We start from the raw sequence: 4,980 nt of genomic DNA, 5'->3' as shown, positions 1-4,980 counted from the left end.
GGGAAGGGTTCATAAGCGGCGGGCCTGCCGATCATCGGTTGCTCGTTGTGTGCATGGGGGTGGGTGCGTTCACCGTGGGCAGCCAGGTAATCGGGGCTTGCGCACAGAATGGGTCGCACCTGGCCCAAAGGACGCGCGATCAGCGCTGAGTTGGGCAATTCGCCCACCAGGATCGCCACATCCAGCCCCTCCTCGTACAGGTTAGGGTGAGGGTCCTGATAGCGCACCAGCAAGCGCATGTCGCGGTAGTGCGCCAAATAGTCGGCCAATACCGGCGCCATCACGTAGCGGCTGAACAGTAACGGCAAACACACCCGCAGGCTGCCCTGAACCTGCATCTGCAAGCCCTTGGCCGAGGCTTCGGCGGCGTCGACGGCGGCCAGCAACCGTACGCAATCGGCCAGGTAGGCAGCGCCGGCAGTGGTGAGGCTGACGCCGCGGGTGCTGCGCTGCAACAACGCCACGCGCAGGCGCGCCTCCAAACGGGCAATGGCGCGCACCAAGGTCGGGCCGGACACCCGTGCAGCGCGCGCCGCCGACGCCAGGCTCGGTTGCCCAGCCAGCGCGGCGAACAACTGCATATCGCGATAACGCTCCATCAAAGCGAGTGCCGGTCGGACGGGTTCAACGCAGCATCCTGGCTCAGGCGCTGACTGAGAAAGTCGACAAAGGTGTTGACCCTGACCGGCACGCGCCCACGGTTGTGGAACACCACCTGGATCGGCAGCGGCGGCGGCTCGAAGGCGTCCAGCACAATCTCCAGCTCACCGGCCGCGACCGCCGCAGCGACCTGATACGACAGCACCCGCGTCATCCCCCAACCTAGGCGCGCCAGGTGGATCGCCGCGTTATTCGCCGAGACCACCAGGCGTGGAGTAATCGGCACCGTCAGCGAGCGACCGTCGTCGACGAATTGCCATTCGCTGACCACTTGGCTGGCGGACGAGGTGGCAATCGTAGCCTCGCGCAACTGCCCGGGATGTTCGGGCCGGCCATGCCGCTCCAGATAGCCCGGCGCAGCACACACCACGCGGCGCACTTCGCCGACTTTTAGCGCCTGCTGCCCCGGCTCATGCAGATGGCCGATACGCACGGCCACGTCGACACCTTCATCGGCCATGTTCACCACACGATCGACCAGCAGCGCGTTGATCGTCACCTGGGGGAATCGGTCGAGGTATTCGCCCAGCAGCGGCGCCACATACAGCTCGCCGAACAGCACCGGGGCGGTCACCGTCAGGTGGCCCCAGGGGCTGGCGTAACTGCCCGCCGCCGCCTCCTCGGCCTCGTCCAACTCGGCGAGGATGCGTCGGCAATCTTCCAAATAACGCTGGCCGGCTTCAGTCAGGTGCAGGCTGCGGGTGGTGCGCGCCAGCAGCTGTGTGCCGAGGCGTTGTTCCATCGCGGCGATGGCACGGGTCACGCTGGGGGGCGACGTATTTAACCGCCGTGCTGCCGCAGCGAAGCCCTGCTCCTCGGCCACCGCCAGAAACACCTGCATTTCATGAAATCGGTCCATTGACGCTCCCTAGCTCGATTGCAAACCGACGGCTGTGCGCGGCATACCGACAAAACCCGGCAGGGCTTCGATGCGCCCCAACCAGGCGCGTACCTGAGGGTAGTCGGCCAACGACACATTGCCTTCCGGCGCGTGGGCCACGTAACTGTAGAACGCCACATCGGCAATGCTCGGCTGCTCGCCCACCAAAAACGGTGTCTGACTCAGTTGCTGCTCCAACAGGCTCAACAACCCATGAGCCCGGCTGATGGCCAACGGCGCATCCACATCGGCGCCAAACACCACCGCCAGCCGCGCGGTGGCAGGCCCTGCGTGCAGCGGCCCGGCGGCGGCCGACAGCCAGCGCTGGACCCGCGCCTGCCCCACCGGGTCACTCGGCAGCCATTGGCCGTTGCCGTACCGGCTCGCCAGGTACACCAGGATGGCATTGGAATCGGCCAGCACCACGCCGCCGTCATCGATGGCCGGCACCTGACCGAAACTGTTGATGTTGGCCAGAAACGCCGCGCTTTTATGCGCGCCTTGCTTGAGGTCGACCAGGATAAATTCACTGGGCAGCCCCAACAGCGACAACATCAGCTCGACTCGATGGGAGTGGCCGGACAACGGAAAACCGTAGAGTTTGATCGCAGGCTGAGACATGACAGGCTCCAAAAAAGTAGTGGGTAGGCAGCGCTGACCATCTTCCAGCGCTGCTGCCACCGATGGAATCACCACGGTTCACAATCGAGCATTTCAGCTGGCGAAACAATGCCCATCCACATATATCCGGCAGCCAGGTGCAGCAGGCGCATCGAGGTTTCATGGAAAAAATTCAAACTATCGCCAACTGCATGGCTCAGAACTTCACGTTCAACGTTTAGCAGGAGGCGACATGCAGTATCGACAACTGGGCCATTCGGGTCTGCTGGTATCCGAAATCATCCTGGGCACCGTACCGTTTGGCGGCCGCGCCGAGTTTGAGAAATGCGGCAGCGTCGACGTGCCCCAGGCCAGGCGCATGTTCGACATCGCGTTCGACGCCGGGGTAAACATGGTCGACACCGCCGACCTCTATTCCCATGGCTTGGCCGAGGAAGTGGTCGGCAAGGCGCTTGGCGACAAGCGCAACGATATCCTGCTGGCCACCAAAGGGCGCAGCCCGGTGGACAACAACCCGAACAACTCCGGCTCGTCGCGCTATCACTTGATCCGAGCCTGCGAAGCCAGTCTGAAGCGCCTGGGCACCGACCATATCGACCTGTATCAGCTGCACAACTGGGACGGTATGACGCCCATCGAGGAAACCCTCGAAGCCCTGCGCTTGTTGGTGGGTTCGGGCAAGATCCGCTATTTCGGCACCAGCAATTTCACGGCCTGGCAAATGATGAAAACCCTGGGCAAAGCCGAGTTGCACGGCATGCTCAAACCCATCACGCAACAGATCTACTACACCCCGGAATCCCGCGAGGCCGAGTACGAGTTACTGCCGCTGGCCCTCGATCAGCACGTTGGCACCCTGGTGTGGGGACCGATGGGCGAAGGTCTGTTGACCGGCTCCACCCGCCGAGGGCAAAAGCCGCCGGCCAATACCCGCCAGGGCAGCGACTGGCCGGAACCCTACGTGCATGATCATGAGCGCGCGCTGGACATCATCGAAACCCTCGCCGCGGTAGGCGACGAGCACGGCGTCTCGGTGGCGCGTACGTGCCTGGCGTGGCTCAAGGATCGTCCGGGCATCACCTCGTTGATCGTCGGCGCGCGCACCGAGGAACACCTGCGCGATAACCTGGCGGCCACCGAGTTGAAGCTCACCGAGGCGCAATCCTCCCGCATCGAAGCCGTGACACGGCGCCAGCCGTTATACCCGTACTGGCACCGCTTCACTGCCGGGATCGATCGCTTTGATCCGGCTGAACAGCCGTTCCTGGCCGAACACCGCAAGACTCTGGACGCGCGCCAGGACAAGTAAGGCAATGCGGCCCTCTGCGCGAGGGCCGCCTTGCAATCGCCTGCCATGCTGCCTATATTTGCGGCCTGGCGCGATCCACGCCACCTTCCGCGGAAAGGGCTGCGCCCAGGGCACCGCAACACCCATCCGATTGCTACGACTCCCCACCTGACAGCGGAAAAAGGTAAGCCCAGGAGCTCGTATGTCGCCACGTCCCGTCACCTCCACCACCGATGGTCGCCTCAACCTTGAACAGCAGCGCAAGCGCGCCAAGGAATTGCTGCCGCATCTCAAAGCCCAAGACCCCGGTGCAACCTTGTCCCAGGCCCAATGGCAGATCGCCAAGCAGTTGGGGTTCAGCAGTTGGCCCAAGCTCAAGGCCCATGTCGACGCCCTCGACTTTGCCGCGCGCCATCCCGATTTCCACGCCAGTGATGAAGCCCGCACCACCCATTGGCGCTGCGGCAGCGACATCGCCCACACCTTGCAACTGGCCGGGTTCCAGGGCCAGTTCCGCATGCTCACCGACCCGCTGTGCATGGGCCCGGTACGCGACCTGCCCGCCGAGGCGTTTCGCGCTCTACGCAGCGCCTTTATCAGCCAGGCCTTCGCCCTGGACTTGGCCACCGTGGCGCGCCGGGTCGACGATGAATACCAGCAATTGCAGGCGCTGGCCGACGACACGCCGAGTGTGTTGTGGTGCGAAGCGGACGCGTATGACCAGCTGTTCCTGATCCGTGTCCTGGCCGGCCTGGACCGTGCTCCGCGCCAATTGGAGTTGATTGAAGTGGCGCAGATTCCAGGCGTCGAACGCTTTATCGGCATCGGCCAACTGGCCCCGGACGTGCTCGCCTGGCTGTGGCCACAGCGGCGCTTGATCGGTGACGACGCGGTGCAGCTGGCCAAACAGGCCTGGTCGGCCTATTGCGATCCGTCACCGCTCAAACTGGCGCAACTGGCACACGCCCATCACCCCGCCCTACCCTTGCTGGGCCCGGCCTTGTTGCGTCAGTTGCAAGAATTGCCTGGCGCCCAGGACGGCCTGTCGCTGACCGAGCGCCTGGCCTTGACCAGCCTCGCCGACACCGGGCCCATGCCCTTCGGGCGTGTATTCGCCGAACTGATGGCCAAGCGCGAACCACTGCCGTTTCTGGGCGACATGATGTTCCATGCGCTGCTCCGCCCGCTCATCGATGGCGCGCAACCGTTACTTACCGAAAGCGCAACACAACTGGAATGGCCCCGTCGCGTGCTGACGCTGACGCCCCTGGGCCATCAGGTGCTCAGCGGCCAAGCCTATTGGCTCGACCACGCCTCACACGAACGCTGGGTCGGCGGCACTTGCATCCGCCCCGGCGAGCCGCGCTGGGTGATTGACCACGCGCTGCGGCCAGTCTGGAAGACCTGAGAAAATGGGTTTTTTTGTGGTGAGCGGGCTTGCCCCGCGCTGGGCCGCGAAGCGGCCCCCAAACCAAGCCCCTCGGTGTGCCCGATAAAAACACAGTCTCTGGAGTGGGGCTGCTTTGCAGCC

At 64.1% G+C, this 4,980-nt stretch carries 5 protein-coding genes; 2 read left to right on the top strand and 3 right to left on the bottom strand.

Translation table 11 applies throughout. The annotated features are described in order from the left end of the window. The 3 genes from YA0848_RS35200 to YA0848_RS35190 all read right to left on the bottom strand — a co-directional run. Positions 1 to 599: LysR family transcriptional regulator (locus YA0848_RS35200; protein ID WP_198731577.1), on the bottom strand; the 599-nt coding region annotated here is incomplete at its 3' end. Further along, positions 599 to 1,519, bottom strand: a complete 921-nt coding sequence (locus YA0848_RS35195; RefSeq protein ID WP_169903403.1) for a LysR family transcriptional regulator — start codon at positions 1,517 to 1,519, stop codon at positions 599 to 601. The genes YA0848_RS35200 and YA0848_RS35195, both read right to left, overlap by 1 nt. A gap of 9 nt (positions 1,520 to 1,528) precedes the next feature. Continuing rightward, positions 1,529 to 2,161 (bottom strand): glutathione S-transferase family protein, encoded by a 633-nt coding sequence (locus YA0848_RS35190; protein WP_034098988.1) that lies wholly within the window; start codon positions 2,159 to 2,161, stop codon positions 1,529 to 1,531. Positions 2,162 to 2,393: 232 nt separating this feature from the next. Between YA0848_RS35190 and YA0848_RS35185 the strand changes: the two genes are divergently transcribed. Together YA0848_RS35185 and YA0848_RS35180 are read left to right on the top strand one after the other, a co-directional pair. Beyond that, positions 2,394 to 3,470, top strand: coding sequence for an aldo/keto reductase (locus YA0848_RS35185; RefSeq protein ID WP_047882622.1), 1,077 nt, complete (start codon positions 2,394 to 2,396; stop codon positions 3,468 to 3,470). Positions 3,471 to 3,651: 181 nt separating this feature from the next. After that, on the top strand, positions 3,652 to 4,857 hold the full coding sequence (locus YA0848_RS35180) for a DUF1835 domain-containing protein (protein WP_169903402.1): 1,206 nt from the start codon (positions 3,652 to 3,654) through the stop codon (positions 4,855 to 4,857). Positions 4,858 to 4,980 lie beyond the last annotated feature (123 nt).

Source organism: Pseudomonas sp. S4_EA_1b, assembly GCF_016307435.1.
In the GTDB taxonomy this organism is placed as follows: domain Bacteria; phylum Pseudomonadota; class Gammaproteobacteria; order Pseudomonadales; family Pseudomonadaceae; genus Aquipseudomonas; species Aquipseudomonas rhodesiae.
The sequence above is the reverse complement of the archived record's forward strand: the minus strand, read 5'-3'. Positions and strand labels throughout refer to the sequence as shown.

Coding starts and splice junctions, on each gene's coding strand:
- YA0848_RS35180 (WP_169903402.1), top strand. CDS start 3,652: ATGTCGCCACGTCCCGTCACCTCCACCACCGATGGTCGCCTCAACCTT.
- YA0848_RS35190 (WP_034098988.1), bottom strand. CDS start 2,161: ATGTCTCAGCCTGCGATCAAACTCTACGGTTTTCCGTTGTCCGGCCAC.
- YA0848_RS35185 (WP_047882622.1), top strand. CDS start 2,394: ATGCAGTATCGACAACTGGGCCATTCGGGTCTGCTGGTATCCGAAATC.
- YA0848_RS35195 (WP_169903403.1), bottom strand. CDS start 1,519: ATGGACCGATTTCATGAAATGCAGGTGTTTCTGGCGGTGGCCGAGGAG.